Source organism: Amycolatopsis kentuckyensis, from assembly GCF_041679295.1.
GTDB lineage: Bacteria > Actinomycetota > Actinomycetes > Mycobacteriales > Pseudonocardiaceae > Amycolatopsis > Amycolatopsis kentuckyensis_A.
This window is the reverse complement of sequence record NZ_JBGDMD010000002.1, coordinates 536,829-560,631: the sequence shown is the minus strand read 5'-3', so window position 1 is coordinate 560,631 and position 23,803 is coordinate 536,829. Positions and strand designations below refer to the sequence as shown.

Sequence of the window (23,803 nt, the reverse complement as noted above, 5' to 3'; positions counted from 1 at the left end):
CGGTCAGCGGTCCTCCGGCCACCGTGCGATCAGCTGGGCCAGCCGCGTGACCTCCGGAGAATGCGGATCGATCGTCAGCACCACGTCGAGCAGGCACTGGAGGCCGGCTTCGAAGCGCAGGCACGTCTTCGCCAGCGCGATCACGTGCAGCCGGTCCTGCGGGTGGTAGGAGACCTGCGACGCGATTTCCTTGCGGGGGAACATTTCCAGCAGCAGCCGCCGGCTGTCGCTGTTGCGCACCCACGGCACGTCCATCAGCGCTTCGATCAACGCGGTGAAGTCGGGCGCCGCTTCGGGGGCCACCGCGCGGCGGGCTTCCGAGGCACCCATGAGGCGCAGCCACGCGATCGTGCTGGTTTCCTTGACCGACACCGGGATCCGCGCGTACTCGCCGGGCGCGGCGGCCGGATCCTGGGCCACGACGTCGTCGTAGAACATGGCGGCCGCCAGCAGTGCCAGGTCCGCGCCGGTGGCCTTCTGCGCGGCTTTCGCCGCCGGGGCGTCGAGGATGCGGAACGTGGCGCTGATGGCCTTGCCGACCGCACCCTGGCCACCCCACTGCACTTCGCCGGCGTTCAAGGCCACCCGCAGCTGGATCTGCGCCGCCTCGGAATGCACGGCGTTGTAGCGGCGCAGTTCGGCGTGCAGGCGCTCGGGCAGCTGCGCGACGAGATCCGCCTTCGCGATTTCCGGCGGCAGCAGGATCATCGCGCCGTCGCCGGTGTTCTCCACGAAGCAGACGTCCCACGGGACGCCCGTCTCGGCGAAGCTGCCTTTGAGAACCGACCAAAGCCCCTCGTGAACCTCGCGCAGGTGGGCCAGAGTCCGGTTCGGGTTGTTGTAACCGGCGATGTCGACGGCCATGATCGTCCTGTGGTGCGCAGCCGAAAGCGAATCCACGCGACACCTCCCCGTCCCGTCGTTCATTGTCCCAGACCCATGCACGCCCGGCCATGTTCGCGCAGGGCGTTACCGGGAAACCGGTCCTCCTTGTCCTTGTTTCGTCCATAATTCGGCGTGCCCACGAGACGACTGCACCTGGTGAGCGCGGATGAGGACCACCGCGTCTCGACCATCGAGCTCTTCTTCGACCTGGTCTTCGTCTACGCCATCACCCAGACCACCCAGCTGATGGCCGACCACCTGAGCCCGATGGGCGTCGGGCAGGGGCTCGTCATGCTCGCCGTCCTGTGGTGGTGCTGGTGCTCCTACGCCTGGCTCGGGACCACCATCCACGTCGACCACGGGGTCGCCCGGCTGGCCATGTTCGGGGCCATGACCGTGATGTTCCTCGTGTCGCTGACCATTCCCGAGGCCTTCGTCGACCGGCCGGGTGGGCTCTTCGCGCCCGTTCTCTTCGTTGCCTGCTACGCGCTCGTGCGGCTGCTGCACCTCGTTGCCTACCTCGGCGCCGCGAAGCACGACCCCGGGTTGCGCAAAGTGCTGCTGCGGATGTTCGTCGGGCTGCTGCCGTCCGTCGTGCTGCTCGCCGTGAGCACCGCGCTGAGCGGGCCGTGGCAGCTGGGGCTGTGGGTCGTCGCGCTGCTGGCCGACTACCTCAACGTCTACCTCGCCGGGCCGGACGGCTGGCGGCTGAACTCGCCCGCGCACTTCGCCGAGCGGTTCGGGCTCATCGTGATCATCGCGCTGGGCGAGTCGATCGTCGCGATCGGCATCGGGATCGGGCCGCTGCCGATGTCGTGGCTGGTCACCGGCGCGGCCGTCTGCGGGCTCGCGCTGGCCGCCGGGATGTGGTGGACCTACTTCGACGTCGTCGCGCGCGTCTCCGAGCACCGGCTGACCCAGGCCACCGGCACCGAACGCACGAAGCTCGCCACCGACTCCTACACCTTCCTGCACCTGCCGCTGATCGCCGGCATCGTGCTCGTCGCGCTCGGCCTGAAGAAGGCGTTTGTATACATTGCCGACACTGAACACCACTCGCCGGGCGAAGCGCTGCACGGCGTCCCGATCTGGGCGCTGACCGGCGGGCTCGCGGTGTACCTGATCGCGCTGAGCGCGCTGCGCAAGCGCAACCTCGGCAGCTGGAACGTCCAGCGGCTGGTCGTCGGCGTGCTGCTGGTCGCGGCGACGCCGTTGCTGGAGCACGTGCCCGCCGCCGCGCTGCTGCTGGTCGTCGCCGCGGTCGTGCTCGGGCTCATCACTTTCGAACGACTCCGGTTCGCCGAGTGGCGCAGAAAGGTGCAGACCGCGCACTCGTAAGTGAGCCCACACTGGCGCGATCCCAGCCCAGCGGTTAACCTACTGGCGAGTAGGTAACGGATGGAGGGCCACATGGCTGCGCCAAGGAAACGGGACGCGATGGGCTGGGGCCTTTCCGCGCTGACCCGGCTGGCCGGGAGCAAGGTCGTCGATCGGGCGGGGCTGCGCAAGCCCATCGAAGGCCTGGTCACCGCGGGAACGCGCAACGGCTTCCGCGTCGCCGGCGCGGCGACCCGGTCGTTCAAGTCGGTGCAGAAGCTGGGCAAGCCCGCCCGGCTCGCGCCGTCGTCCGACACCGGGTTGTTCGACCTCACCCCGAGCGAGGACCAGCAGCTCATCGTCGAGACGGTCACCGAGTTCGCCGCCGAGCAGCTGCGCCCGGCCGCCGCGGACGCCGACGCCAAGCTCGAGGCGCCCGAAGGACTGCTGACCAGGGCCGCCGAGCTGGGCATCAGCCTCGTCGGCATCCCCGAGGAACTCGGGGGCGTCGGCACCGAACGCTCGGTCGTCACCAACGCGCTCGTCGCGGAAGCGCTCGCGCACGGCGACCTCGGCCTGGCCGTGGCCGTCCTCGCGCCGTCCGCGGTCAGCACCGCGCTGGTCAGCTGGGGCGACGAGCAGCAGCAGGCCGACTACCTGCCCGCGTTCGTCGGCGAGAACGTGCCCGCCGCCGCGCTGGCGCTGCAGGAGCAGAAAGCGCTCTACGACCCGTTCAAGCCCGCGACGAAGGCGCGTCGCACGCCGAAGGGCTACCAGCTCGACGGCGTGAAGTCGCTGGTCCCGCGCGCGGCGCAGGCGGAGCTGTTCATCGTGTCGGCCGACCTCGAAGGCCGCGGACCCGCGCTGTTCCTCGTCGAGTCGTCGACCGCGGGCGTGACCATCGAGGCCGAGCCGGCCATGGGCCTGCGCGGCGCCGCGACCGGCAAGCTGCACCTCGAGCACGTCAACCTGCCCGCGGGCGCGCTGCTCGGCGGCGGCAAGCTCGACGTCTTCACCGACCTCGTCCGGCTTTCGCGGCTGGGCTGGGCGGCGCTGGCCGCCGGCACCGCGAAGGCCGTCCTCGACTACGTCGTCCCCTACGTCAACGAGCGGGTGGCGTTCGGCGAGCCGATCAGCCACCGGCAGGCGGTGGCGTTCTCCGTCGCGGACATCGCGATCGAGCTGGAGGGCCTGCGCCTGGTGACGCTGCGCGCGGCGGCGCGGGCCGAGCAGGGCAAACCCTACGCGCGGGAGGTCGCGCTGGCCCGGAAGCTGGCCACGGACAAGGGCATGCAGATCGGCAGCGCGGGCGTGCAGCTGCTCGGCGGGCACGGCTTCGTCAAGGAGCACCCGGTCGAGCGCTGGTACCGCGACCTGCGCGCCATCGGCGTCATGGAAGGCGCCGTCCTTCTTTAGAAAGGGCTTTGAATCATGATCAACCTGGAAGCTCCCAAGAAGGCCGGCGCCCTGATCAACCAGGCGTACCAGGCCGCGGCCGAGGTGTTCCGGCCGATTTCGCGCAAGTACGACCGCGCGGAGCACACCTACCCCAGCGAGCTGGACATGTTCGCGGCGCTGCTGGACGGGCTCAACTCCTCCGGCGAGGGCGGCGCGGGCGCGGCGGGCGTGCGCCGCTCCAAGGACGAGAACGAAAAGGGCAACCGCAACGGCGCCAACCTGAACGTCGTCCTCGGCACGATCGAGATGTGCTGGGGCGACGTCGGCCTGCTGCTGTCGATGCCCCGCCAGGGCCTCGGCAACGCGGCGATCGGCTCGGTCGCGACGGACGAGCAGCTCGAGCGCTTCTCCGGCATGTGGGCGGCGATGGCGATCACCGAGCCGTCGTTCGGCTCGGACTCGGCGGCGGTCAGCACGACGGCTCGTCTCGACGGCGACCACTACGTGTTGAACGGCGAGAAGATCTTCGTGACGTCGGGCGAGCGCGCGGACGCGGTGGTCGTGTGGGCGACGCTGGACAAGTCCAAGGGCCGCGCGGCGATCAAGTCGTTCGTGGTGGAGAAGGGCACGCCGGGCTTCGAGGTGGTGCGCGTCGAGCACAAGCTCGGCATCCGCGCTTCGGACACGGCGGTGCTGCGCTTCGAAAACTGCCGCGTTCCCAAGGAGAACCTCCTCGGCACGCCGGAAATCGACACGGCCAAGGGTTTCGCGGGCGTCATGCAGACGTTCGACAACACGCGCCCCCTGGTGGCGGCAATGGCGATCGGCGTCGCCCGCGCGGCCCTGGAGGAGACCCGCCGGATCCTCACCGAGGCGGGCGTGGAGATCGACTACGACCGCCCGGCGAACTCCCAGCACGCGGCTGCGGCGGAATTCCTCCGCCTGGAAGCGGATTACGAGTCGGCGTACCTGCTGACGCTGGAATCCGCGTGGATGGCGGACAACCGCAAGCCGAATTCGCTGCAGGCATCGATGGCCAAGGCCAAAGCTGGGCGATCGGTGGTGGAGATCGCGCTGAAGTGCGTGGAGCTCACCGGGGCCTACGGCGAGGAGTCTTTGCTCGAAAAATGGGCTCGGGACGCCAAAATCCTGGACATCTTCGAGGGGACGCAACAGATTCAGCAGTTGATCGTCGCTCGCCGCATCCTCGGGAAGACGTCCGCCGAATTGAAGTGACGTCGTGCGCGGTCGGCCTCCGGTACCCTCGGGTTCAGGGAGGCCGATCGTGACCGACTTCATCGTTCACCAGCCCGATGACTCCATGCCCATCAAGACACCAGAGGAATGGGACGCCGAAGGCTGGGACTCCGACCGGCGAGGTCCGAAAGACCTCGACGAAGCCCGGTCCGCTCTCGACGCCCGCATCGCGGATCCGCATGCTCCCGACACCGAAGCCGAGTCCGGCGCCTACGACGGGCTGGAGGGCTGATCGGTGTACGTTCCCTGGCTCGTCGATGCCGCCCGTAGCACCGGCTATCCCGTTGTCGAAGTGCCCGGGTGGCAGACCCGCGGCCACGGCGGCATGCGCGTTGTCGAAGGGGTTGTCGGGCACCACACCGCCACCGCCGACTCCGCTCCCGGGGACTACCCCTCGCTCGACATCGTCACCAACGGTCGCGCCGATCTCGCGGGGCCGCTGTGCAACCTCGGGCTCGGGCGCAGCGGCACTGTATACGTTGTCGCCGCTGGATGCGCTTATCACGCCGGGGCCTCGCGGTGGCTCGGGTTCCTCGACGTCAACGACGAATTCCTCGGTATCGAAGCCGAATCCGCGGGCGCCGGCGACTGGACGGACGCCCAGCGGGACGCCTACCCCCGGCTCGTCGCCGCGCTGCTGCGCTACATGTCGCGCGGACTCGACCGGTACGCCGGGCACAAGGACGTGTGCCTGCCCGTCGGCCGCAAGATCGACCCCGTCGGCATCGACACCGGCTGGCTGCGCGAGCGCGCCGCCAACCCCGGCGCCGCACTCCAGACGGCGGGCGTCGAGATCCTCGAGCGGATCACCGTAACTCCGCCGGACGGCGGCGAGCACACCGTGCGCGTCTTCCTGTCCGGCAGCGCGGGCTCGGCGATCGTCGTCCGGCCCCGGCTGGGTGGGGACGGCTCCTCGAAGCCGATGTGGGTGGGCGGCATCCTCGCCTGGGGTTCCGACCACGCCGGCGTCGGCCACAACCCCGCGCAGCTCCCGGGTTACGACCCGCGGCTGACGTCGCACCGGCGGTACGACGTGCCCGGCGCGGTGTGGGCCGACGTCCGCTACAGCGCGGCCGAGCCGTTCGAAATCGACCTAGTCGGCTGAGAGCTGGTCGTCCAGGAACTCGTCGAGGTAGCGCCACGTCGTCCCGCGGGCCTTGCGGCCGGTCAGGACGCCCAGGTGGCCGCCCGGTGCCGTCTTGAAGCGGACCTCCGGGGCCTTGTCCAGCAGCTCCACCACCCGCTCCACCGACGGCCGCGGCGCGATCGTGTCGTTCTCGCCCGCCACCACCAGCGTCGGGACCCGCACCGACGACAGGGAAATGATCCGCCCGTTGAGATCCACTTTGCCCTCAGCCAGGTCGTTCGTGCGGAACAACCGGTGGTACAGCTGGCCGAACGTCCGCCCGGGGTAGGCGTACATGTTGCTCATGAAGTGGTCGACCGCCTCGATCTGCGCGAGGTAGTCGCGGTCGTCGAGGTGCGAGAGGATCGCGATCGGCTTCGTGATCTCCTTGCTGATGCCCGTCGCGCGGAACACTCGGCTGACCAAATAGGACGGTGCGCCGCCGAACGCGCGGTAGATCGGCGTCAACAGGTGGCCGTTCGTCAGGTCGACCAGCGGGCGGAACGGCGCCACGATCGGGATCGCCGTGAAGTCCACCGGGGAACCGATCGCCGTGATCGACGCGATCGGGAGGTCCGGCTGGTCGGCGTTCACCAGCAGCGAGAAGATCCCGCCCAGCGACCACGACACCAGGTGCACCGGCTGGCCGCCGGCGTCCGCACTCACGCGCCGGATCGCGCGCGGCAGCACCTCGTCGATCCAGTGCTCGATGCCGAGACGCCGGTCCGAGAACGCCACCATGCCGTAGTCGACGAGGTAGGCGTTGCGGCCGCGCTCGACCAGGTGCTCGATGAGGCTGCAGCCGCGGCGCAGGTCGAAGCAGATCGCCGGCGCGGCCAGCGGCGGCACCAGCAGGACCGGCGGCCCGGACACCGGGCGGCTGCTGTGCGTCATCCGGTACACCGAGCGGTTGGGGCCCTGGTCGATCAGCACCCGCGGCATCGGGCGCAGGTCGGCGACCCCGCCGTGCAGCACCTTGCCGACCACGTTCGACGCCGCCGCGGCCAATCGTGCGGGCGGTGAAACCATTTCGAAAGCCTCCTGCGACGTCCCCGGGCACTTCCGGTCAATCTTGCCCGGTCAGGCCGGTGGACTCAACACCGTCCACGTCCAAATCGGACAGTCGCTAGGCCGTCCGAGTTACTCCTGGGACGCGCCAGGAGCGCTCTCGGCGGCGCGCGCTTCGTATTCCGCGCGGGCCGGGGAATGGGCCGCTGAAGCCAAAAGCTGGTCCGCCTTGAGAGCCCGCGCCAGCGCTTCGCCGGCCCGCCGCGGCAGCAGCCGGGTGAGCTTGCCCATAGTGCCCACCGAGCGGGGCACGAAGACCTCGAAACGAGGCTTGCGCAGCGTGGATACGATGGCGTCGGCCACATCTTCCGGCCGCGAGGACTTGAACAGCTTCGCTTCGCCGAGGCCGCTCGCCAGCTCCGTCCGGACGATCGCGGGCATCACGCACGAGACGTGCACGCCGCTGCCGTGCAGCTCCAGGTACACCGCTTCGGACAGCCCGACGACCGCGTGCTTGGTCGCGCAGTACGTCGCCGCGCCCGGGAAACCCGCTTTGCCCGCGAAGGAAGCGACGTTGACGATGTGCCCGGACCGCCGCGGCCGCATCCGCTTCATCGCCTCGCGCGTCCCGTGGATGACGGCGTGCAGGTTGATCTCCAGCTGCCGCCGGGTCGTCGCGTCGCTCTCCGCCTCCAATTCGCTGAGCGGCATGATCCCGGCGTTGTTGATCAGCACATCGATGCGGCCGTGGCGGCGTTCGACCTCGTCGAGGAACTCGGTGAAGCCGGCGATGTCGGTGACGTCCAGCGGGAGAGCCTCGGCGTCCAGCTCGCCCGCGGTTTTCTCGGCCCGGACCTGGTCGAGGTCGCCGATCACCACCTTCGCGCCCAGCCGGGACAGCGCCGACGCGGTCGCCGCGCCGATCCCCTGCCCGCCGCCGGTGATGACGACGACCTTGCCCGCGAGCTCCTCGGCCATGGCGACTCCTTCGTCTGTTGGCAACGCGTCAACAGTGTCACCCCTGGCCCGCGATCGCGCTACCCCACGCGTTGCTCGAGGACCTGCCCGACCCACTCGTCGACGTGGAACCGCACGGTCGGCTTGAAGCCCTGGCTCTCGTAGTAGCGCTGCAAGGCGCCGTCGCCGCCGGCCCAGCAGTCGACGCGCACGAGGTCGATGCCGCGCCGGCGCGCCTCGTCGAGCGCGTACTCGATGAGGCGCCCGCCGACGTGCCGCCCGGCGAAGCGCCGCGACGTGATCAGCAGCCGGACGTAAAGTTCACGCTCGTTAACCGGCGGCACGTGCGGGTCGTGCTCCTCCGAGACGATCAGCGCGCCGGCCGGCTCGCCGTCGACCACCGCGATGCGCAGACCCGGATCCGCGGCCATGCCCGTGACGCGTTCGACGCGCTTCGGCACGCGGCTCCACGGCTCGGTTCCCCACTGCTTCGAGCTGCCGCGCGCGACGAGCCATTCGACGGCTTCGTCGAAGAAGCGCAGCAGTGTTTCGGCGTCCCCAGAGTCACCCGATCGGATGACGGTGTTGTCCATGCCCTTGTTTACCGCACCCCGCGTACGCGCGGGCCGACTTCGGCGATCCACGTCGCGTTAAGCCGTCGGCTCGGTTCGCGTCATCCGAGCTTCAAGGAGCGCTGATTGACTTTCGCCGTTCCCCACCTCTCTCGCGACGAGGACGAATTGACTCAGTCAGTGCCCCCGGGCGATCCGTTGGCCGCGTTCACCGTCGAACTCGAAGAAATCCGGGCAAAAGCCGCGACAGCACAGGAAACGCTCCGGTCGGCCACCGCCAGCGTGCAGTCGCCGGACGGGGCGGTCTCGGTGACCGTCGGCCCCAGCGGCGTGCTGCAGGACCTCCGGTTCGGCCCCCGCGCGTACGAACGTCCCCCGCAAGCCTTGTCGGGCCTGGTGCTGCAGCTGATCGGCAAGGCGCAGCAGAAGGTTTCGGCCCAGGTCGCCAGTGCGTTCGAGGGCATGGTCGGCGAGAGCTCGGCCGCCCGCGAACTGCTGGACGAGTTCCTGCCGGCACCCGAGGCGGACGCGGGACCACCGCCGGACAAGAGCGACGTGTTCATGCCGGAGCAGGAGGCCGACGACCGCCCGCCGCGGCCGCCGCACCGCCCGCCACCGCCACCTCAACAAGGCCCGCCGCGTCGTCGCCCCCGGCCCGCGCCGGACGAGGACGACGGCGACAGCAATCCCTGGTAGCAGGAGGAGAAACCAGTGGTTTCCGGAGAAGGCTTCTCGGTCGACCCGGCCGAGCTGCAGAAGTTCAGCCAGTTCCTGTCCGGCACCACGCAACCGGCGGTGCAGGACGCCGCGAACCGGATGCAGGCCGCGAACGGGTTCGACAACGCCGCGTTCGGCATCCTGCTCGCCCAGGTCCTCGCCGTGCCTTCGCGGGTCACGATGGCCGTGATCACCGGGGAGATCAACAACCTCGTCGGCGACATCGGCAAGTCCGCGGCCGACGTCAAGAAGGCCGCCGAGACGTACGCGACCCACGACTCGAACACGGCTCAGGGTTTGAGCACCTTCGAAACGGAGCTGGGCAAGTGACCGTCCCCATCACGTCCGCGAACTCCACCACGGGCGCCGGCGTCTTCGACAGCTGGAAACAGGTCGGCGACTCGATCGGCAAGGTCCAGACCGAGCACGGCGGCGACCTCGCGGCCGTCAGCGTCGAACTGGGCATCAACGTCATCAGCGCCGTGCTCGACACCGTCGCCTTCGCGATGGACCCGCTGGCCAAGCTGATCGCGGCCGGGCTGGGCTGGCTGATCGAGCACGTCTCGTTCCTGAAGTGGCCGCTCGACCAGGTCGCGGGCAACCCGTCCGAGGTCACGAAGGTCGCCAACGAGCTGCACAAGATCGGCGAGTCGCTGCGCAACACCGGCACCGAGCTCGACGAGACGCTCAAGTCGACGATCACCCAGTGGCAGGGCAAGGGGTACGACAGCTTCCTCAAGTCGATCAACGACCGGAAGGGCTGGATCGACGCCAACGCCAAGGCGGCCGACGTCGCCGGCTACATGGTCGAAACCACCGGGGCGCTGATCGGCGCGGTCCGCTCGCTGCTGCGCGACATCATCACGACGATCCTCGGCGACATCATCTCCACGATGCTGATCGCGCTCGCGCTCGCCATCCCCACCTTCGGCGCGTCGATCGCCGTGGGCGTGACCAAGTGCGTCGCGACCGTCTCGGTGCAGGTCGCCGCGATGATGGCGAAGCTCGCCAAGGTCGTCGCCTACGCCGGCCGCACGCTGGCCCGGCTCACCGGACTGTCGAAGCTGGTCAAGCGGAAGCCGGGCTCCTCCTCCAGCGCCGGGCACGAGATGACGCCGATGCCGCCGCCGGGCACCGCGATCACCCACGACCGTCCCGGTGGCGGCGCCACCCCGAGCACCCGGCCCCCGGGCGACGGCACGACCCCGAACTTCTCGCGGCCGCTGCCCCCGCCGGGCACGGCGGTCACGCACGACGGTCCTGGTGGTGGCGCCACCCCGAGCACGCGGCCTCCCGGCGACGGCACCACGCCGAACTTCTCGCGGCCGCTGCCGAAGCCCCCGGAGCCGCCGAAGCCGACGCCGCCGAAGTCGCACCTGAGCGACCACGACATCTCGACCATCAAGAAGCACGAGGACTGGCTGAAGACGAAGTTCGGCGACAGCTACAAGAAGATGAAGTTCGTCGACGACTGGCTGAAGGCCAAGGCCCCGGACTACTACCCGATGCTGAAGGCGCTTTCCGACGCCAAGAGCTCGAAGAACTTCGTGGGCTGGGCGGGCAAGGACATCGTGCAGGTCGACCGCGGCCTGACCGACATCCAGATGCAGGCGGAAGCGGCCTGGGCCGAGGAAGACAAGAAGGAACAGCAGCAGCAACCGAAGTAAGACGTGACGGGGCTCCTCACCGGCCGGTGAGGAGCCCCGTCGTCGTTCTCAGGCGACCCCGAGGTGGCGCGAGATGAGCATCTTCTGGACCTCGCTCGTGCCCTCGCCGATCTCCAGGATCTTCGCGTCGCGGTAGAAGCGGCTCACCGGGAACTCGTTCATGAAGCCGTACCCGCCGAAGATCTGCGTCGCGTCGCGGGCGTTGTCCATCGCCGCGTTGGACGCCACCAGCTTCGCGATCGACGCCTCCTTCTTGAACGGCTCGCCGCGCAGCATCTTCGACGCCGCCTGGTAGTACGCCAGACGCGCGGTGTGCGTGCGGACCTCCATGTCCGCGATCTTGAACTGGATCGCCTGGTACTCACCGATCCGCTTGCCGAACGCGACGCGGTCCTTCACGTACTTCAGGCTTTCGTCCACGCAGCCCTGCGCCAGACCCACTGACAGCGCGGCGATCGCGACGCGGCCTTCGTCCAGAATGGACAGGAACTGGGCGTACCCGCGGCCCCGGACGCCGACCAGGTTCTCCGCCGGGACCCGAACGTCCGAAAAGGACAGCTCGTGCGTGTCCGAACAGTTCCAGCCGACCTTCGAGTACTTCGGTGCGACCTCGAAGCCCGGCGTGCCCGACGGGACGATGATCGCCGAGATCTCCTTGCGGCCGTTCTCCATCACGTCCGTCACCGCCGTGACCGTGACCAGGCGCGTGATGTCCGTGCCCGAGTTCGTGATGAACGCCTTGCTGCCGTTGATCACCCACTCGTCACCGTCCAAAGTGGCGCGCGTGCGGGTCGCGCCCGCGTCCGAGCCGCCGCCCGGCTCGGTCAGGCCGAACCCGCCCAGCGCCGTGCCCTCGCACAGCGACGGCAGCCACTTTTCCTTCTGCTCCTGGGAGCCGAAGCGGAAGATCGGCATCGCGCCGAGCGAAACGCCGGCCTCCAGGGTGATCGCGACCGACGAGTCGACCCGCGCGAGTTCCTCCAGCGCCAGGCACAGCGCGAAGTAGTCGCCGCCCATGCCGCCGAACTCCTCGGGGAACGGCAGCCCGAACAGGCCCATCTCCCCCATCTTCGCGACGATGGCGTACGGGAACTCCTCCTTCTCGTACAGCTCGCCGATGACCGGCGCGACCTCGGCGTGCGCGAAGTCCTCGACGGTCTTGCGGAGGGCCTCGTACTCCTCGTCCAGGCGGAAGTCGATCACTGCTGCTCCTCTTGGGGCGTCACTACGGCAAGGGTTTCGTCGAGCGCGACCTGTTGGCCGGCCCGGACGGGGAGTTCGCTGACGACGCCGTCGATCGGCGCGGTGACCGTGTGCTCCATCTTCATCGCTTCGACGACCAGCAGCGGCGTGCCGGCCTTCACGACGTCACCGGCCGCGACCTTCACGACGAGCACCGTGCCCGGCATCGGGCTGGTGACCGGCCCGGCGCCGGCGGCCTCGCCGCGGGCCGAGAGCACGAACTCCTGCTCCCCGAAGGGGAAGCTCAGGCCGTCGCGCGCGAGCCAGACCGTCCGATCCGGCCCGCAGGCCTGGCGGTAGCGGTGGAACCCGCCGGCGTGGCGGATCTCCAGGACGTCGCCGTCACGACGGGCCGAGACCTCGACCGGCGCGGCGTCATCGACGAACACCGTCGCCGCGGACGGCGTGCCCTGCACCCGGACCACGGCGCGCGCGGTGCCGGACTTCAGCCGGAACACCACGCCGCCGGAGCCGCCCATCCGCCAGCCGTCCGGTACGTCCCACGGGTCCACAATGGACCCCGACGGCTGCAGTTCGAGGAACCGGTCCAGCGCGGCCGCGACGAAGAACTCCGCGGGCACGTCCGGCGAGACCAGTTCGGACAGCCGCCGGTCGACCAGCTCGGTGTCGAGCCGGCCGGCGCGGACGTCGTCGTCGGCCAGCAGCCCGCGCAGGAACGCCGTGTTGGTGCCGACGCCCAGCAGCGCCGTGTCGGCCAGTGCGCGGTCGAGCCGGTGCAGCGCGGCCGCGCGGTCCGGACCCCAGGCGATGACCTTGGCCAGCATCGGGTCGTAGTTCGAGCCGATCACCGCGCCGCGCGTCATCCACGAGTCGACGCGGACGCCGTCGCCGGACGGTTCGTGCACCGCCAGCACCGTCCCGCCGGTCGGGATGAACCCGCGCGCCGGGTCTTCGGCGTACACGCGCGCTTCGACCGCGTGTCCGTTGAGGACGACGTCTTCCTGCCGGACGGAAAGGTGTTCCCCCGCCGCGACGCGGACCTGCCACTCGACGAGGTCGAGGCCGGTGACCAGCTCGGTGACCGGGTGCTCGACCTGCAGCCGGGTGTTCATCTCCATGAAGAAGAACTCGTCGGGGTTCTTCGCGGACATGATGAACTCGACGGTGCCGGCGCCGACGTACCCGACTGAGCGCGCGGCTTCGGCGGCCGCCGAGCCCATCTTCTCGCGGGTGGCGTCGTCCAGCAGCACCGACGGCGCTTCCTCGATGATCTTCTGGTGCCGCCGCTGCAGGCTGCACTCGCGCTCGCCGAGGTGGATGACGTTGCCATGCTTGTCGGCCATGACCTGGATCTCGATGTGCCGCGGGGTGGTGACGAACCGCTCCATCAGCAGCGTGTCGTCGCCGAACGAGCCCTTGGCCTCACGCCGCGCGGACTCGATCGCGGCGTCGAGTTCTTCGGGTGCGTGCACGAGCCGCATACCCTTGCCGCCACCGCCGGCCGACGGCTTGAGCAGCAGCGGGTACCCCACGCGAGCGGCGGCTTCCGCGAAGCCGCCTTCGGGAATGTCCACATCGGACGCGCCGGGCACGACCGGGACACCGGCCTTGGACACCGTCGCCTTGGCCCGGATCTTGTCGCCCATCGCGTCGATCGCCCCGACCGGCGGACCGATGAACACCAGCCCGGCGGCCTCGCAGGCGCGCGCAAACTCCGCGTTCTCCGCCAGGAAGCCGTACCCCGGGTGCACGGCCTGCGCGCCCGAGGACACCGCGGCGTCCACGATGGCCGGGATCGAAAGGTAGCTGCGCGCGGCTTCGGCCGGGCCGATGCGCATCGCCGTGTCCGCTTCCCGGACGTGCCGGGCGTCGGCGTCCGCGTCGCTGTACACCGCGACCGCGCGGATGCCGAGCGCCCGCAGCGTGCGGATGACCCGGACGGCGATCTCGCCGCGGTTCGCGACCAGCACTGAGTCGAACATCTGCCTCACATCCGGAAGACGCCGTAGTTGACATCGGCCAAGGGCGCGTTGGCCGCGGTCGAGAGCGCGAGGCCGAGCACCGTGCGGGTGTCCGCCGGGTCGATCACGCCGTCGTCCCACAGCCGCGCCGTCGAGTAGTACGGGCTGCCCTGCGCCTCGTACTGTTCGCGGATCGGGTCCTTGAACGCCTCTTCGTCCTCGGCGGACCACTCGCCACCGCGCGCCTCGATCGAGTCGCGGCGGACGGTCGAGAGCACCGACGCCGCCTGCTCGCCGCCCATCACCGAGATCCGCGCGTTCGGCCACATCCACAGGAACCGCGGCGAGTACGCCCGGCCGCACATCGAGTAGTTGCCGGCGCCGAACGAACCACCGATAACGACCGTTAACTTCGGCACGCGCGCGCAGGCCACCGCGGTGACCATCTTCGCGCCGTGCTTGGCGATACCGCCCGCTTCGTACGCGCGCCCGACCATGAACCCGGTGATGTTCTGCAGGAACAGCAGCGGGATCGAGCGCTTGTCGCACAGCTCGATGAAGTGCGCGCCCTTCATCGCGGACTCGGCGAACAGCACGCCGTTGTTCGCGACGATCCCCACCGGGTGGCCGTGGATCCGGGCGAAGCCGGTGACCAGGGTGGACCCGTACTCCTTCTTGAACTCGCCGAACCGGCTGCCGTCGACGATGCGCGCGATCACCTCCCGCACGTCGTAAGGGGTGCGCGGGTCGGTCGGGACGACGCCGTACAGCTCGGCCGGGTCGACCGCCGGCTCCTCGGTCGGCAGGACGTCCCACGGCCGCGGGGTGCGCGGACCGAGCGTCGAGACGATCTGCCGGACGATCCGCAGTGCGTGCGCGTCGTCGTCGGCCAGGTGGTCGGTGACGCCGGACTGGCGCGAGTGGACGTCGCCGCCGCCGAGCTCTTCGGCCGTGACGACCTCGCCGGTCGCGGCTTTCACCAGCGGCGGGCCGCCCAGGAAGATCGTGCCCTGGTTCCGGACGATCACGGCTTCGTCGCTCATCGCCGGGACGTACGCGCCGCCGGCGGTGCACGAGCCGAGCACCGCGGCGATCTGCGGGATGCCGCGCGCGGACATCGTCGCCTGGTTGTAGAAGATCCGGCCGAAGTGTTCACGATCCGGGAAGACCTCGTCCTGCCTGGGCAGGAACGCGCCGCCGGAGTCCACCAGGTAGACGCACGGCAGGTTGTTGTGCAGCGCGACCTCCTGGGCGCGCAGGTGCTTCTTGACCGTCATCGGGTAGTACGTGCCGCCCTTGACGGTGGCGTCGTTGGCGACGACCACGCATTCGCGGCCGGACACGCGCCCGATCCCGGTGATGATGCCCGCGGACGGCGCCTCGTCGTCGTACAGCCCGTTCGCCGCCAGTGGCGAGAGTTCGAGGAACGGCGACCCCGGGTCCAGCAGGGTGTCGACGCGGTCGCGCGGCAGCAGCTTGCCGCGTTCGACGTGCCGCGTGCGGGACTTCTCCGGTCCGCCGAGCCGTGCGGCGGACAAGCGTTTGCGCAGGTCCTCGACGAGCTCCGCGTGGGATGTGGCGTTGCGGGCGTAGGCCTCGCTGTCCGGGGCAGCCGAAGTCCCCAGTGCAGGCGTGTCCATGGGCTCCCTCGAAGTTAGCGGGCGTTAACCTCCGCTCCGATGTTAGCGACCGCTAACGTGGGTGTCCAGTCGCCGGAACGCGGCAGCGCCGGAATGCAGAAAGGCCACCCCGGCGAACCGGGGTGGCCTCCGCTCCGCGGGAGGAACGTCAGCCGATGGCACTCCGCAGCGGGGCGTAGTAGCCGCCCGACTGCCCGGCCACCGTCGGGTGGTAGGACTCGATCACCGGCCAGGTGAGGCTGTGCAGGTAGTCGTCGGACGACGAGCAGATGTTGTGCCCGACGAACGACGGCCGGACGTCGACGAACGTCGCACCCGCCGACGCCGCGCGGGACTGGATCACCGAGGCGAGGGTGTCCGCACCGGAGTTGATCGCGGTCCGCTTGGTGTCGCTGAGCCCGACCCAGCAGGAGCCGGGCACGGTGTAGAAGCGCGGGTAGGACAGGACGACGAGGCGGGCGCCGGGCGCCTTGGCCTTGATCGCGTTGTAGGTGTTCGTCAGCAACGGGGGCAGGGTGTTGTTGACGTAGGTCTTCGCAGTGTTGACGCGGTTGGTGCAGTCCGAGTCGCTGCCGAGGGTGCAGGTCTGGATCACGTCGCTGAAGCCGGCGTCGTTGCCGCCCACGGTGACCGTGACCAGGGTCGCGTTGGAGGGGATGGAGTTGGCTTGGTTGATGACGTCGCCGGTCTTCGCGCCCGAGCAGGCGAGGAAGGTGAACGACGTGCCGCTGTGGGCGTTGGCCCACAGCTGACCGTAGGCGTTGGAGCTGCGGTAGCAACTCCCGGAACTGCCGTAGCTGCCGGCCCCGACTCCCGAGGAGTAGGAGTCGCCGAGCGCGGCGTAGACGGTCCCGGCGGCGTGGGCGAGGCCCGTGACGCCGAGAGTGGACAGGACGACGGCCCCGAGAGCCGTGCTCAACCTCTGGACAAACCGTCGCGAAAGACGGATCGGAACCCCCATGGGCCACTCCTTTGTGACAGAACCGACCTGAAAATCACAGCAGGTGGAAGCTCCACAAGGAACCCCTAGTTACCTGTAAGTAACCCACTCGGCCCACGCCGGAAGACGGGAACACGGTTAGCGCTCGCTAACGGGAAGTTTCACCGCGGCGGTGGGACGGACAGGCCGGACATCGGCGACACGCGAAGAGGTTCACCCGGGACGGTGACCCGCACCTCCCGGACGTCCCGAAGCGAGGCGAGCGCCACTGGGTGTTAGCGCTCGCTAACCTGCCGCTCTACTATGACCGGATGGCGGCCAACTCCACTCCGCTCGTGAACGGCGAGAAGGCGAGCAGGCGCGAGCAGATCCTGGCCGCGGCCGCCGAGCTGTTCGCCCACCACGGGTTCCACGGCGTGGGCATCGACGACATCGGTGCCGCCGTCGGGATCTCCGGGCCCGCGCTCTACCGGCACTTCCGCAGCAAGGACGCGATCCTCGGCGAGATGCTGAACTCGATCAGCCGCTACCTGCTCGACGGCGGCACCACGTGGGCGAACCGGCCCGGCTCGGCGGACGACGCGCTGACCGGGCTCGTGGCGTTCCACGTCGGCTTCGCGCTCAACCACCCGGCCTTGATCACCGTTCAGGAGCGCAACCTCGCGAACCTCACCGACGCCGACCGCAAGCAGGTCCGCGCGCTGCAGCGCCAGTACGTCGAGGTGTGGGTCAGCGCGATCCGGGAAGCCATGCCGGGGCTGGGAGAACGGCAGGCGCGATCGGCGGCACACGCCGTGTTCGGACTGATCAACTCGACGCCGTACAACCGCCATCTCGGTGACTCGGAACTCGCCGAACTGCTCGCCCGGCTCGCGCTGGGTGCGCTCCGCGCGGTCGGATGACCGACCCGGATCAAGGTATCCCCACGACCGCCGTCGCTGGTGTTTGATGGGGCACGTGGATGCGGACTGGAACGAGCAGGAGCTCGTCGAGAAGGCTCAGCGCGCGCTGACGGCGTTGAGCCTCGGAGACGACGCCGAAGCCCTCGTCGAGGTCGCGCCGACGGCCGTCGAACCGCAGGCCCGCGCCGACGAGACGAAGGCGTTGATGCTGCTGCTGTTCGGCGAGTGCAGCGCGATGGTCTCCACCCTCGGCGACGGCGGCAGCGCCCCGGTGAAGGTCCAGGTCTTCGACGAGGACGGCGAAGAGGTCTCGATCGACCAGGCCGACCCACCGGTGCGCACGGCGGTCCGGACGCTGCTGGCGGAGGTCCACGGCAACACCGAGGCCGCGCAGGAACAGGTCGAAATCGCCCTCGCCAACGCGGCGCCCGACGAGGTGGACAGCCTGGTGCTGCAGGCCCTGCGCTGGACGATCCGGCTGTCGGTCGAATGCCTCGACCGCGACCTGCCGGTGGCCCCCTGGATCTCGGAAGCGGTCTCCGACTAGGCCCGGAGGCCGTCGACGATCACCGCCACGATCCGCGGCGCCCGCTCGTCCCACTCGGCTTCCGGGATTCGGGACAGCGCGCCGAGGAGCAGGATGACGTCGGCCGCGTCGACCCCGGCGCGGATCTCCCCCGCGGCTTTTCCCCGGTCCAGCAGTGTTTCGAGCGCTTCGTCGAGCCGGTGGTGCTGGCCGGAGTAGAGGTCCTGCCACGCCGGCACTTCGATCGCCGCCATCACGCCGCGTTTGACGCGCGCGTACTCGACCAGCCGCTCCAGCCAGCGGGCCAGCGCGTCGAGCGGGGAATGCTCCGCCAACAGGGGTGCCACCGTGTCGACGAGCTGGGTCAGCTCGGCCCGGTAGACCTCCGCCAGCAGGTGCTCACGCGTCGGGAAGTGCCGGTAGAGCGTGCCCTGCCCGACGCCCGCGGCCTTGGCGACCCGGTGCAGCTTCAGGTCGTCGGCCGCGCCGTTGGACTCGCTGAGTTCCGCCCGCGCGGCCTCGACGATCCGGTCGCGGTTGGCGACGGCGTCCGAACGGCGCTCGCGACCGGCCACGGCACTCTCCTCGCATAAGTGGACAAGTGTCCGGTACAGTTAACCGGACAGTTGTCAGTTTAACGGAGGACCCCATGACGAACGGACTGGACAAGGTCGTCGCGATCACCGGCGCGAGCAGCGGGATCGGCGAAGCGACCGCGCGGGAACTCGCCGGCCGCGGCGCGGCGGTGGTGCTCGGCGCCCGGCGCACCGACCGGCTGGAAACGCTCGCGCGGAAGATCCGCGACGACGGCGGCCGGGCGGAAGTGCTGGACGTCGACGTCACCCGGCGCGCCGACCTCGAGCGGCTCGTCACGCGAGCCGTCGACCGCTTCGGCCGCCTCGACGTCCTGGTCGGCAACGCCGGCGTCGCCCGGATCGCGCCGATCTCGGACCTCGACGTCGACGACTGGGACGCGATGATCGACGTCAACCTCCGCGGTGTCCTGCACGGCATCGCCGCCGCGCTCCCGGTGTTCCGCGCGCAGGGCCGCGGCCACTTCGTCACGACCGTCTCGACGTCGGGGCTGAAGATCGTCCCGACCCAAGCCGTCTACGCGGGGACCAAGAACGCCGTGCGGACGCTGATGGAAGCGCTGCGCCAGGAGTCCACCGACGGTGTCCTGCGCACGACGTCCATCTCACCGGGGTACGTGCGCACCGAACTCGTCGACCACGTCGAGGACCCCGCGCAGCGCGAGCAGGCCCAGCAGGCGATGGCGACGCTCGGCATCAGCCCCGACGCCGTCGCGCGGGCCATCGCCTTCGCCATCGAGCAGCCGGACGACGTCGAGATCGGCGACCTCACCATCCGGCCCACCCGCCAAGGCTGAGTCAGGGACGCAGCGAACGGACGATCGGCGCCAGGTACAGCTCCGCCAGCCGGCGGCGCTGGGCGTCGTCGTCCACCGGCAGGACCGTCTCCTGGGTCAGCACCAAGGAAACGACGATCCGGATCAGCAGCTCGGCCATGCCGTCGACGTCCCCGGCGGGCAGGCTGAGCCGGCCCGCCGCGATCTCGGCGTGGAAGTGCGCCGCGATCCGCGCGCGGGCCGCCGCGAAGAGGCCGCCCGCCTGGACCGTCAGGTGCGGGAGGATCAGCTCGGGTTCGGTGCGCAGCAGCCGGTTGAGCAGCCGGTGCCCCCGCAGGTACCCGAGGGAGAAGCTCAACCCCTCGATGAGCTTCTCCTCAGGGGTCGCCTGCGCCTCGACGACGGCGTCGACCTTCGTCAGGAACCGCTTCATCTCCCGCTGGATCAGCGCGCCCAGCAGCTGGTCCTTCTTCGGGAAGTAGCGGTAGATCGTCACCCGCGAGAGGCCGACGCGGCGCGCGACGTCGTCCACGGTGAACCGGCGCAGCCCGAAGTCCTCGGCCTGGGTGAGCGCCGCGCCCATGATCCGTTCCGCGGTCTCGTCGCCGGGCAGTTCGGCTTCGAGTGCGTGTTTCAGGAGATCGCGCATGGACTGACTTTACATCTTGACGGAGATTGTTTCATGCGTTCTAGTGTTAAACGACACAGGGAGGCACGGATGGGTGATCGCGAAGCCACCGCCGAACGGCTGCTCCGCTCGAGCGCCCGGCTCTCCTACGACCCGGACGTCGACGTCCACTGGGCCGCGCCGCTGAACGACGACCAGTTCTTCATCCCCGAAAAGCTCGTCTCCCTGTACGGCACGCCGGTGTGGGACACGCTGAGCCGGGCGCAGCGGATCGAGCTGTCGCGCCAGGAGCTGGTGAACACCGTCAGCGTCGGGATCTGGTTCGAGCTGATCCTCATGCAGATGCTGCTGCGCGCGTCCTACCGCCAGGACCCGACGACCCGGCACGTGCACTACGCGCTGACCGAGGTCGCCGACGAGTGCCGGCACTCCACGATGTTCGCGACGCTGATCGAGCGCGTCGGCGGCCGGCCGTACCGCAACAACCGCTGGCTGCAGCTGACCGCGCAGGCACTCCCGGCGATCCTGCACGGTCCGGCGATGTGGGTGGCGACGCTGATCGGCGAAGAGATTTTCGACGCGCTGCAACGCGAACACCTCGACGACGAGTCCGTGCAGCCGGTGGTCCGCGCGGTGATGCGCATCCACGCCACCGAAGAGGCGCGGCACGTCCGGTACGCGCGCGACGACCTCGTCCGCGAACTGGCAGACGCGCCCTGGTGGCGCAAGGAGTTCGCGCGGGTGGTCGTCGCCGTCGGCGCGTTGCTGATGTCCCGCCTGCTTTCGCGGCCGCGGCAGTACCTGCGCGCGGGGATCGACCCGGACGTCGCGGTGACCGCCGCGCGGACCAGCCCGCACCGGCGCGAGACCCTCGCTTTCGGGGCCCGGAAGCTCGTCCGGTTCCTGCGGGAGAACGACCTGATCGGCGGCCCGAGCGCGGTGCTGTGGCGCCGCGCCGGAATGCTCTAGCGGAGGGGAAAGCCATGGCACTCAAGGACCTGCTCGCCGCGAGCACGGGACGGCTCGCCGACCGGATCACCACGGCCGGCGACGAAGCGGGCGACCGCGCGGACGACGTCGCGTGGCGGGTCGCGAAGCTGTCCGACCGCGCGGCCGAACGCGTCGGCGACTACGCGGCGGGCGCGTCCCGGCGGGTCGCGACCACCCTGGTTCGCTTGGCGGAGCGCGTTTCTAGCCGATGAGCTGCTTCACCAAAGCCGCGATCTGATCCGTCTCGATCAGGAACGAGTCGTGGCCGTACGGCGACGTCACCACCGCCGGCTCCGGGGCGTCCGGGATGCCCGCGGCGATCTCCGCCGACTGGTACAGCGGGTAGAGCCGGTCGCTGTCGACGCCGCCGATCACCGATCGAGCCGTCACCCGGCCCAGCGCCGCCGCCACGCCGCCGCGGTCGCGGCCGACGTCGTGGGTGTTCATCGACTCCGTCAGCACCAGGTAGCTGTTCGCGTCGAACCGCCCCACCAGCTTGTCGGCGTGGTGGTCCAAATAGGACTCGACGGCGAACCGCCCGCCCCGCAACGGGTCCTCGTCACCTTGGTACGTCCGGCCGAACCGCTGGGCCAGCTCGGACTCGCTCCGGTAGGTGACGTGCGCGATCCGGCGCGCGATGCCGAGACCCCGAAAAGGTCCCTCGGACGCCGAGTAGTAGTCACCGCCGTGGAAGTGCGGGTCCGACCGGATCGCGTGCAGCTGCGGTGCCGCCCACGCGATCTGCTCGGCCGACGCCCGCGCCGTCGAGGCCAGCACCAGCACCGACGCGACTCGAGAAGGCAGCGAAACCGCCCACTCGAGCGCGCGCATCCCGCCCATCGACCCGCCGACGACGGCCGCCCAGCGGTCGATGCCCAGCGCGTCCGCCAGAACGGCCTCCGCGGCCACCTGGTCCCGGACCGTCACGACCGGGAACCGGCTGCCCCACGGCCGGCCGTCGAACTCCGACGAGGGCCCGGTCGAGCCCTGGCAGCCGCCGAGCACGTTCGGGACCACGACGAAGAACTCGCCGGTGTCCAACGCCTTCCCGGGCCCGATCAGCCCGTCCCACCAGCCCGCGCTGGGATGACCCGGCACCCGCGGCCCGGCCGCGTGGCTGTCGCCGGTCAGCGCGTGTTCGACGAGGACCGCGTTGGACGCGTCGGAGTTCAGCGTCCCCCACGTCTCGTACGCGATGGTGAAGGACGGCAGCACGCCACCGGCCTCCAGCGCGAGCGCGCCGGGGCCGGTGACGAACCGCCGGCGGCCCGGCGGGTCCCCGACCCGCCAGGCACCGGTAACGGTCACAGTTCCGCCTTGGCCGCCCGGAATCCGGCCTCCAGGTCGGCCTTGAGGTCCTCGATGCCTTCCAGCCCCACGGCGATCCGGACCAGGCCCGGCGTGACGCCGCTGGCGAGCTGTTCCTGCGGCGCGAGCTGGCTGTGCGTGGTCGACGCCGGGTGCACGATCAGGCTGCGGACGTCGCCGAGGTTCACCAGCTGGCTGTGCAGCTCGGTGCCGTCGACGAACTTGCGTCCCGCTTCGACGCCGCCGCGCAGGTCGAACGACAGGACCGCACCCGCGCCGCGCGGCAGATACTTCTGCCCCGCCTCGTAGTACGGGCTGGACGGCAGGCCCGCGTAGTACACCTTCTCGACCTCGTCGCGCTGCTCGAGCCACTCCGCGAGCGCTTGCGCGTTCTGCACGTGCCGCTCGATGCGCAGCGACAACGTCTCGATGCCCTGCAGGATCAGGAAGCTGTTCAGCGGGGCGATCGCCGCGCCGGTGTCGCGCAGGAGCTGCACGCGCGCCTTCGCCGCGAACGCGCCCGGGCCGAGCGCCTCCCAGTACTTGAGGCCGTGGTAGCTCGGGTCCGCCTCGTTGAAGCCCGGGAACTTCGCCGGGTCCTTGCCGAAGTCGAACTTCCCGCCGTCGACCAGGACGCCGGCGATCGTCGTGCCGTGGCCACCGAGGTACTTGGTGGCCGAGTGGATGACGACGTCGGCGCCGTGCTCGATCGGCCTCACGAGGTAAGGCGTCGGGATGGTGTTGTCGACCAGCAGCGGGACGCCGGCCTCGTGCGCGGTGTCGGCGACACCGCGGATGTCGAGGACGTTGCTGCCCGGGTTGGCCAGCGTCTCGGCGAAGAAGAACTTCGTGTTCGGCCGGACGGCGGCGCGCCACTGCTCGAGGTCGTCCTGGTCGTCGATGAACGTGACCTCGATGCCGAGCTTCGGCAGCGTGTAGTGGAAGAGGTTGTAGGTGCCGCCGTAGAGCGACTGGCTCGAGACGAAGTGGTCGCCCGCGCCCGCGAGGTTGAGGATCGCCGCGGTGGTCGCCGCCGAGCCGGACGCGAACGCCAGCGCCGCGACCCCGCCTTCGAGCGAGGCGACGCGCTGCTCCAGCACGTCCTGCGTCGGGTTCATGATCCGCGTGTAGATGTTGCCGGGCTCGGCGAGGCTGAACAGGTCGGCGCCGTGCTGGCTGTCGCGGAAGACGTACGACGTCGTCTGGTAGATCGGCGTCGCCCGCGCGCCCGTGGCCGGATCCGGCGCGGCTCCCGCGTGGATCTGCCTGGTCTCGAAGGACCACGCCGAGGTGTCGTCCGCGCTCATCGGTTTCTCCTTGCGGCTCAAGGGGTCTGGTGGTTCGAAGCTACTTCGGCCGAACGGAGTACCCAACCGTTCCCACGTCCTGGGAGCCAAGTCTTCTTGTCAATCGAATCTCTTTGTGTCTAAGA

At 69.9% G+C, this 23,803-nt stretch carries 25 protein-coding genes; 13 read left to right on the top strand and 12 right to left on the bottom strand.

Annotated elements, in window-relative coordinates; genetic code table 11:
* Positions 1 to 3: 3 nt before the first annotated feature.
* Complete coding sequence (locus ACERZO_RS08745) at positions 4 to 864, bottom strand: effector-associated domain 2-containing protein (protein ID WP_372664025.1); 861 nt, start codon at positions 862 to 864, stop codon at positions 4 to 6.
* 153 nt (positions 865 to 1,017) lie between these two features.
* Between ACERZO_RS08745 and ACERZO_RS08740 the strand changes: the two genes are divergently transcribed.
* The 5 genes from ACERZO_RS08740 to ACERZO_RS08720 all read left to right on the top strand — a co-directional run bounded on the left by ACERZO_RS08740 (position 1,018) and on the right by ACERZO_RS08720 (position 5,962).
* Positions 1,018 to 2,223 (top strand): low temperature requirement protein A, encoded by a 1,206-nt coding sequence (locus ACERZO_RS08740; protein WP_372664024.1) that lies wholly within the window; start codon positions 1,018 to 1,020, stop codon positions 2,221 to 2,223.
* Between the two features lie 99 nt (positions 2,224 to 2,322).
* On the top strand, positions 2,323 to 3,618 hold the full coding sequence (locus ACERZO_RS08735; RefSeq protein ID WP_372664592.1) for an acyl-CoA dehydrogenase family protein: 1,296 nt from the start codon (positions 2,323 to 2,325) through the stop codon (positions 3,616 to 3,618).
* 15 nt (positions 3,619 to 3,633) lie between these two features.
* On the top strand, positions 3,634 to 4,836 hold the full coding sequence (locus ACERZO_RS08730) for an acyl-CoA dehydrogenase family protein (protein ID WP_372664023.1): 1,203 nt from the start codon (positions 3,634 to 3,636) through the stop codon (positions 4,834 to 4,836).
* 49 nt (positions 4,837 to 4,885) lie between these two features.
* A complete protein-coding gene (locus ACERZO_RS08725) occupies positions 4,886 to 5,089 on the top strand; it encodes a hypothetical protein (RefSeq protein ID WP_372664022.1) in 204 nt (67 codons plus the stop codon).
* A gap of 60 nt (positions 5,090 to 5,149) precedes the next feature.
* Positions 5,150 to 5,962, top strand: a complete 813-nt coding sequence (locus tag ACERZO_RS08720) for a peptidoglycan recognition protein family protein (protein WP_372664021.1) — start codon at positions 5,150 to 5,152, stop codon at positions 5,960 to 5,962.
* On the opposite strand, the gene ACERZO_RS08715 is transcribed toward ACERZO_RS08720, so the two are convergent.
* The 3 genes from ACERZO_RS08715 to ACERZO_RS08705 all read right to left on the bottom strand — a co-directional run bounded on the left by ACERZO_RS08715 (position 5,951) and on the right by ACERZO_RS08705 (position 8,541).
* On the bottom strand, positions 5,951 to 7,012 hold the full coding sequence (locus tag ACERZO_RS08715) for an alpha/beta fold hydrolase (protein ID WP_372664020.1): 1,062 nt from the start codon (positions 7,010 to 7,012) through the stop codon (positions 5,951 to 5,953). The two genes, ACERZO_RS08720 and ACERZO_RS08715, sit on opposite strands and share 12 nt — an antisense overlap.
* Positions 7,013 to 7,123: 111 nt before the next feature.
* Positions 7,124 to 7,969, bottom strand: a complete 846-nt coding sequence (locus ACERZO_RS08710; protein ID WP_372664019.1) for an SDR family oxidoreductase — start codon at positions 7,967 to 7,969, stop codon at positions 7,124 to 7,126.
* Between the two features lie 59 nt (positions 7,970 to 8,028).
* The gene (locus ACERZO_RS08705) at positions 8,029 to 8,541 is read right to left on the bottom strand and encodes a GNAT family N-acetyltransferase (protein ID WP_372664018.1); all 513 of its coding nucleotides are present in this window, start codon (positions 8,539 to 8,541) and stop codon (positions 8,029 to 8,031) included.
* A gap of 147 nt (positions 8,542 to 8,688) precedes the next feature.
* Between ACERZO_RS08705 and ACERZO_RS08700 the strand changes: the two genes are divergently transcribed.
* Genes ACERZO_RS08700 through ACERZO_RS08690 form a run of 3 tightly spaced genes read left to right on the top strand, consistent with a single transcriptional unit; the run spans position 8,689 to position 10,904 of the window.
* A complete protein-coding gene (locus ACERZO_RS08700) occupies positions 8,689 to 9,216 on the top strand; it encodes a YbaB/EbfC family nucleoid-associated protein (RefSeq protein WP_372664017.1) in 528 nt (175 codons plus the stop codon).
* 15 nt (positions 9,217 to 9,231) lie between these two features.
* A complete protein-coding gene (locus tag ACERZO_RS08695) occupies positions 9,232 to 9,567 on the top strand; it encodes a hypothetical protein (protein ID WP_372664016.1) in 336 nt (111 codons plus the stop codon).
* A complete protein-coding gene (locus tag ACERZO_RS08690; protein ID WP_372664015.1) occupies positions 9,564 to 10,904 on the top strand; it encodes a hypothetical protein in 1,341 nt (446 codons plus the stop codon). Before ACERZO_RS08695 ends, ACERZO_RS08690 begins: the two co-directional genes overlap by 4 nt.
* 48 nt (positions 10,905 to 10,952) lie before the next feature.
* Here the strand turns inward: ACERZO_RS08690 and ACERZO_RS08685 are convergent, their stop codons facing one another.
* The 4 genes from ACERZO_RS08685 to ACERZO_RS08670 all read right to left on the bottom strand — a co-directional run bounded on the left by ACERZO_RS08685 (position 10,953) and on the right by ACERZO_RS08670 (position 16,627).
* A complete protein-coding gene (locus tag ACERZO_RS08685; protein ID WP_372664014.1) occupies positions 10,953 to 12,107 on the bottom strand; it encodes an acyl-CoA dehydrogenase family protein in 1,155 nt (384 codons plus the stop codon).
* Complete coding sequence (locus ACERZO_RS08680) at positions 12,104 to 14,089, bottom strand: acetyl-CoA carboxylase biotin carboxylase subunit (protein ID WP_372664013.1); 1,986 nt, start codon at positions 14,087 to 14,089, stop codon at positions 12,104 to 12,106. Before ACERZO_RS08680 ends, ACERZO_RS08685 begins: the two co-directional genes overlap by 4 nt.
* A 5-nt stretch (positions 14,090 to 14,094) precedes the next feature.
* Positions 14,095 to 15,708: a carboxyl transferase domain-containing protein gene (locus tag ACERZO_RS08675; RefSeq protein WP_372664012.1), complete on the bottom strand. Its 1,614-nt coding sequence runs from the start codon at positions 15,706 to 15,708 to the stop codon at positions 14,095 to 14,097.
* Positions 15,709 to 15,856: 148 nt separating this feature from the next.
* Positions 15,857 to 16,627: an SGNH/GDSL hydrolase family protein gene (locus tag ACERZO_RS08670; protein ID WP_372664011.1), complete on the bottom strand. Its 771-nt coding sequence runs from the start codon at positions 16,625 to 16,627 to the stop codon at positions 15,857 to 15,859.
* 332 nt (positions 16,628 to 16,959) lie between these two features.
* Between ACERZO_RS08670 and ACERZO_RS08665 the strand changes: the two genes are divergently transcribed.
* Both ACERZO_RS08665 and ACERZO_RS08660 read left to right on the top strand, forming a co-directional pair.
* A complete protein-coding gene (locus ACERZO_RS08665) occupies positions 16,960 to 17,550 on the top strand; it encodes an SACE_7040 family transcriptional regulator (protein ID WP_372664010.1) in 591 nt (196 codons plus the stop codon).
* 46 nt (positions 17,551 to 17,596) lie between these two features.
* A complete protein-coding gene (locus tag ACERZO_RS08660) occupies positions 17,597 to 18,097 on the top strand; it encodes a hypothetical protein (protein WP_086670478.1) in 501 nt (166 codons plus the stop codon).
* On the opposite strand, the gene ACERZO_RS08655 is transcribed toward ACERZO_RS08660, so the two are convergent.
* Positions 18,094 to 18,651 carry a TetR/AcrR family transcriptional regulator gene (locus tag ACERZO_RS08655; protein WP_372664009.1) on the bottom strand — a complete coding sequence of 186 codons (558 nt, stop codon included), beginning with the start codon at positions 18,649 to 18,651 and terminating at the stop codon, positions 18,094 to 18,096. The two genes, ACERZO_RS08660 and ACERZO_RS08655, sit on opposite strands and share 4 nt — an antisense overlap.
* Before the next feature lie 74 nt (positions 18,652 to 18,725).
* Here ACERZO_RS08655 and ACERZO_RS08650 point away from each other — a divergent pair, with 74 nt between their 5' ends.
* Positions 18,726 to 19,466: an SDR family oxidoreductase gene (locus ACERZO_RS08650; RefSeq protein WP_372664008.1), complete on the top strand. Its 741-nt coding sequence runs from the start codon at positions 18,726 to 18,728 to the stop codon at positions 19,464 to 19,466.
* 1 nt (position 19,467) lies between these two features.
* On the opposite strand, the gene ACERZO_RS08645 is transcribed toward ACERZO_RS08650, so the two are convergent.
* The gene (locus tag ACERZO_RS08645) at positions 19,468 to 20,094 is read right to left on the bottom strand and encodes a TetR/AcrR family transcriptional regulator (protein ID WP_372664007.1); all 627 of its coding nucleotides are present in this window, start codon (positions 20,092 to 20,094) and stop codon (positions 19,468 to 19,470) included.
* Positions 20,095 to 20,163: 69 nt separating this feature from the next.
* On the opposite strand from ACERZO_RS08645, the gene ACERZO_RS08640 reads away from it, so the two are divergent.
* Both ACERZO_RS08640 and ACERZO_RS08635 read left to right on the top strand, forming a co-directional pair.
* On the top strand, positions 20,164 to 21,042 hold the full coding sequence (locus ACERZO_RS08640; RefSeq protein ID WP_372664006.1) for an AurF N-oxygenase family protein: 879 nt from the start codon (positions 20,164 to 20,166) through the stop codon (positions 21,040 to 21,042).
* A 14-nt stretch (positions 21,043 to 21,056) separates the two neighbouring features.
* Positions 21,057 to 21,275 carry a hypothetical protein gene (locus tag ACERZO_RS08635; RefSeq protein ID WP_372664005.1) on the top strand — a complete coding sequence of 73 codons (219 nt, stop codon included), beginning with the start codon at positions 21,057 to 21,059 and terminating at the stop codon, positions 21,273 to 21,275.
* Here the strand turns inward: ACERZO_RS08635 and metX are convergent.
* Both metX and ACERZO_RS08625 read right to left on the bottom strand, forming a co-directional pair.
* Complete coding sequence (metX, locus tag ACERZO_RS08630; RefSeq protein ID WP_372664004.1) at positions 21,265 to 22,371, bottom strand: homoserine O-acetyltransferase MetX; 1,107 nt, start codon at positions 22,369 to 22,371, stop codon at positions 21,265 to 21,267. The genes ACERZO_RS08635 and metX overlap by 11 nt on opposite strands.
* Positions 22,368 to 23,678: a bifunctional o-acetylhomoserine/o-acetylserine sulfhydrylase gene (locus tag ACERZO_RS08625; protein ID WP_372664003.1), complete on the bottom strand. Its 1,311-nt coding sequence runs from the start codon at positions 23,676 to 23,678 to the stop codon at positions 22,368 to 22,370. The genes metX and ACERZO_RS08625 overlap by 4 nt, the downstream gene beginning before the upstream one ends.
* Positions 23,679 to 23,803: the final 125 nt, after the last annotated feature.

Bases quoted from the DNA above. Each gene is read 5' to 3' on its own strand.
- ACERZO_RS08735 (WP_372664592.1), top strand. From the start codon at position 2,323: ATGGGCTGGGGCCTTTCCGCGCTGACCCGGCTGGCCGGGAGCAAGGTC.
- ACERZO_RS08745 (WP_372664025.1), bottom strand. From the start codon at position 864: ATGGCCGTCGACATCGCCGGTTACAACAACCCGAACCGGACTCTGGCC.
- ACERZO_RS08710 (WP_372664019.1), bottom strand. From the start codon at position 7,969: ATGGCCGAGGAGCTCGCGGGCAAGGTCGTCGTCATCACCGGCGGCGGG.
- ACERZO_RS08680 (WP_372664013.1), bottom strand. From the start codon at position 14,089: ATGTTCGACTCAGTGCTGGTCGCGAACCGCGGCGAGATCGCCGTCCGG.
- ACERZO_RS08730 (WP_372664023.1), top strand. From the start codon at position 3,634: ATGATCAACCTGGAAGCTCCCAAGAAGGCCGGCGCCCTGATCAACCAG.
- ACERZO_RS08645 (WP_372664007.1), bottom strand. From the start codon at position 20,094: ATGCGCGATCTCCTGAAACACGCACTCGAAGCCGAACTGCCCGGCGAC.
- ACERZO_RS08705 (WP_372664018.1), bottom strand. From the start codon at position 8,541: ATGGACAACACCGTCATCCGATCGGGTGACTCTGGGGACGCCGAAACA.
- ACERZO_RS08625 (WP_372664003.1), bottom strand. From the start codon at position 23,678: ATGAGCGCGGACGACACCTCGGCGTGGTCCTTCGAGACCAGGCAGATC.
- ACERZO_RS08635 (WP_372664005.1), top strand. From the start codon at position 21,057: ATGGCACTCAAGGACCTGCTCGCCGCGAGCACGGGACGGCTCGCCGAC.
- ACERZO_RS08660 (WP_086670478.1), top strand. From the start codon at position 17,597: ATGGGGCACGTGGATGCGGACTGGAACGAGCAGGAGCTCGTCGAGAAG.
- ACERZO_RS08715 (WP_372664020.1), bottom strand. From the start codon at position 7,012: ATGGTTTCACCGCCCGCACGATTGGCCGCGGCGGCGTCGAACGTGGTC.
- ACERZO_RS08640 (WP_372664006.1), top strand. From the start codon at position 20,164: ATGGGTGATCGCGAAGCCACCGCCGAACGGCTGCTCCGCTCGAGCGCC.
- ACERZO_RS08665 (WP_372664010.1), top strand. From the start codon at position 16,960: ATGGCGGCCAACTCCACTCCGCTCGTGAACGGCGAGAAGGCGAGCAGG.
- ACERZO_RS08675 (WP_372664012.1), bottom strand. From the start codon at position 15,708: ATGGACACGCCTGCACTGGGGACTTCGGCTGCCCCGGACAGCGAGGCC.
- ACERZO_RS08650 (WP_372664008.1), top strand. From the start codon at position 18,726: ATGACGAACGGACTGGACAAGGTCGTCGCGATCACCGGCGCGAGCAGC.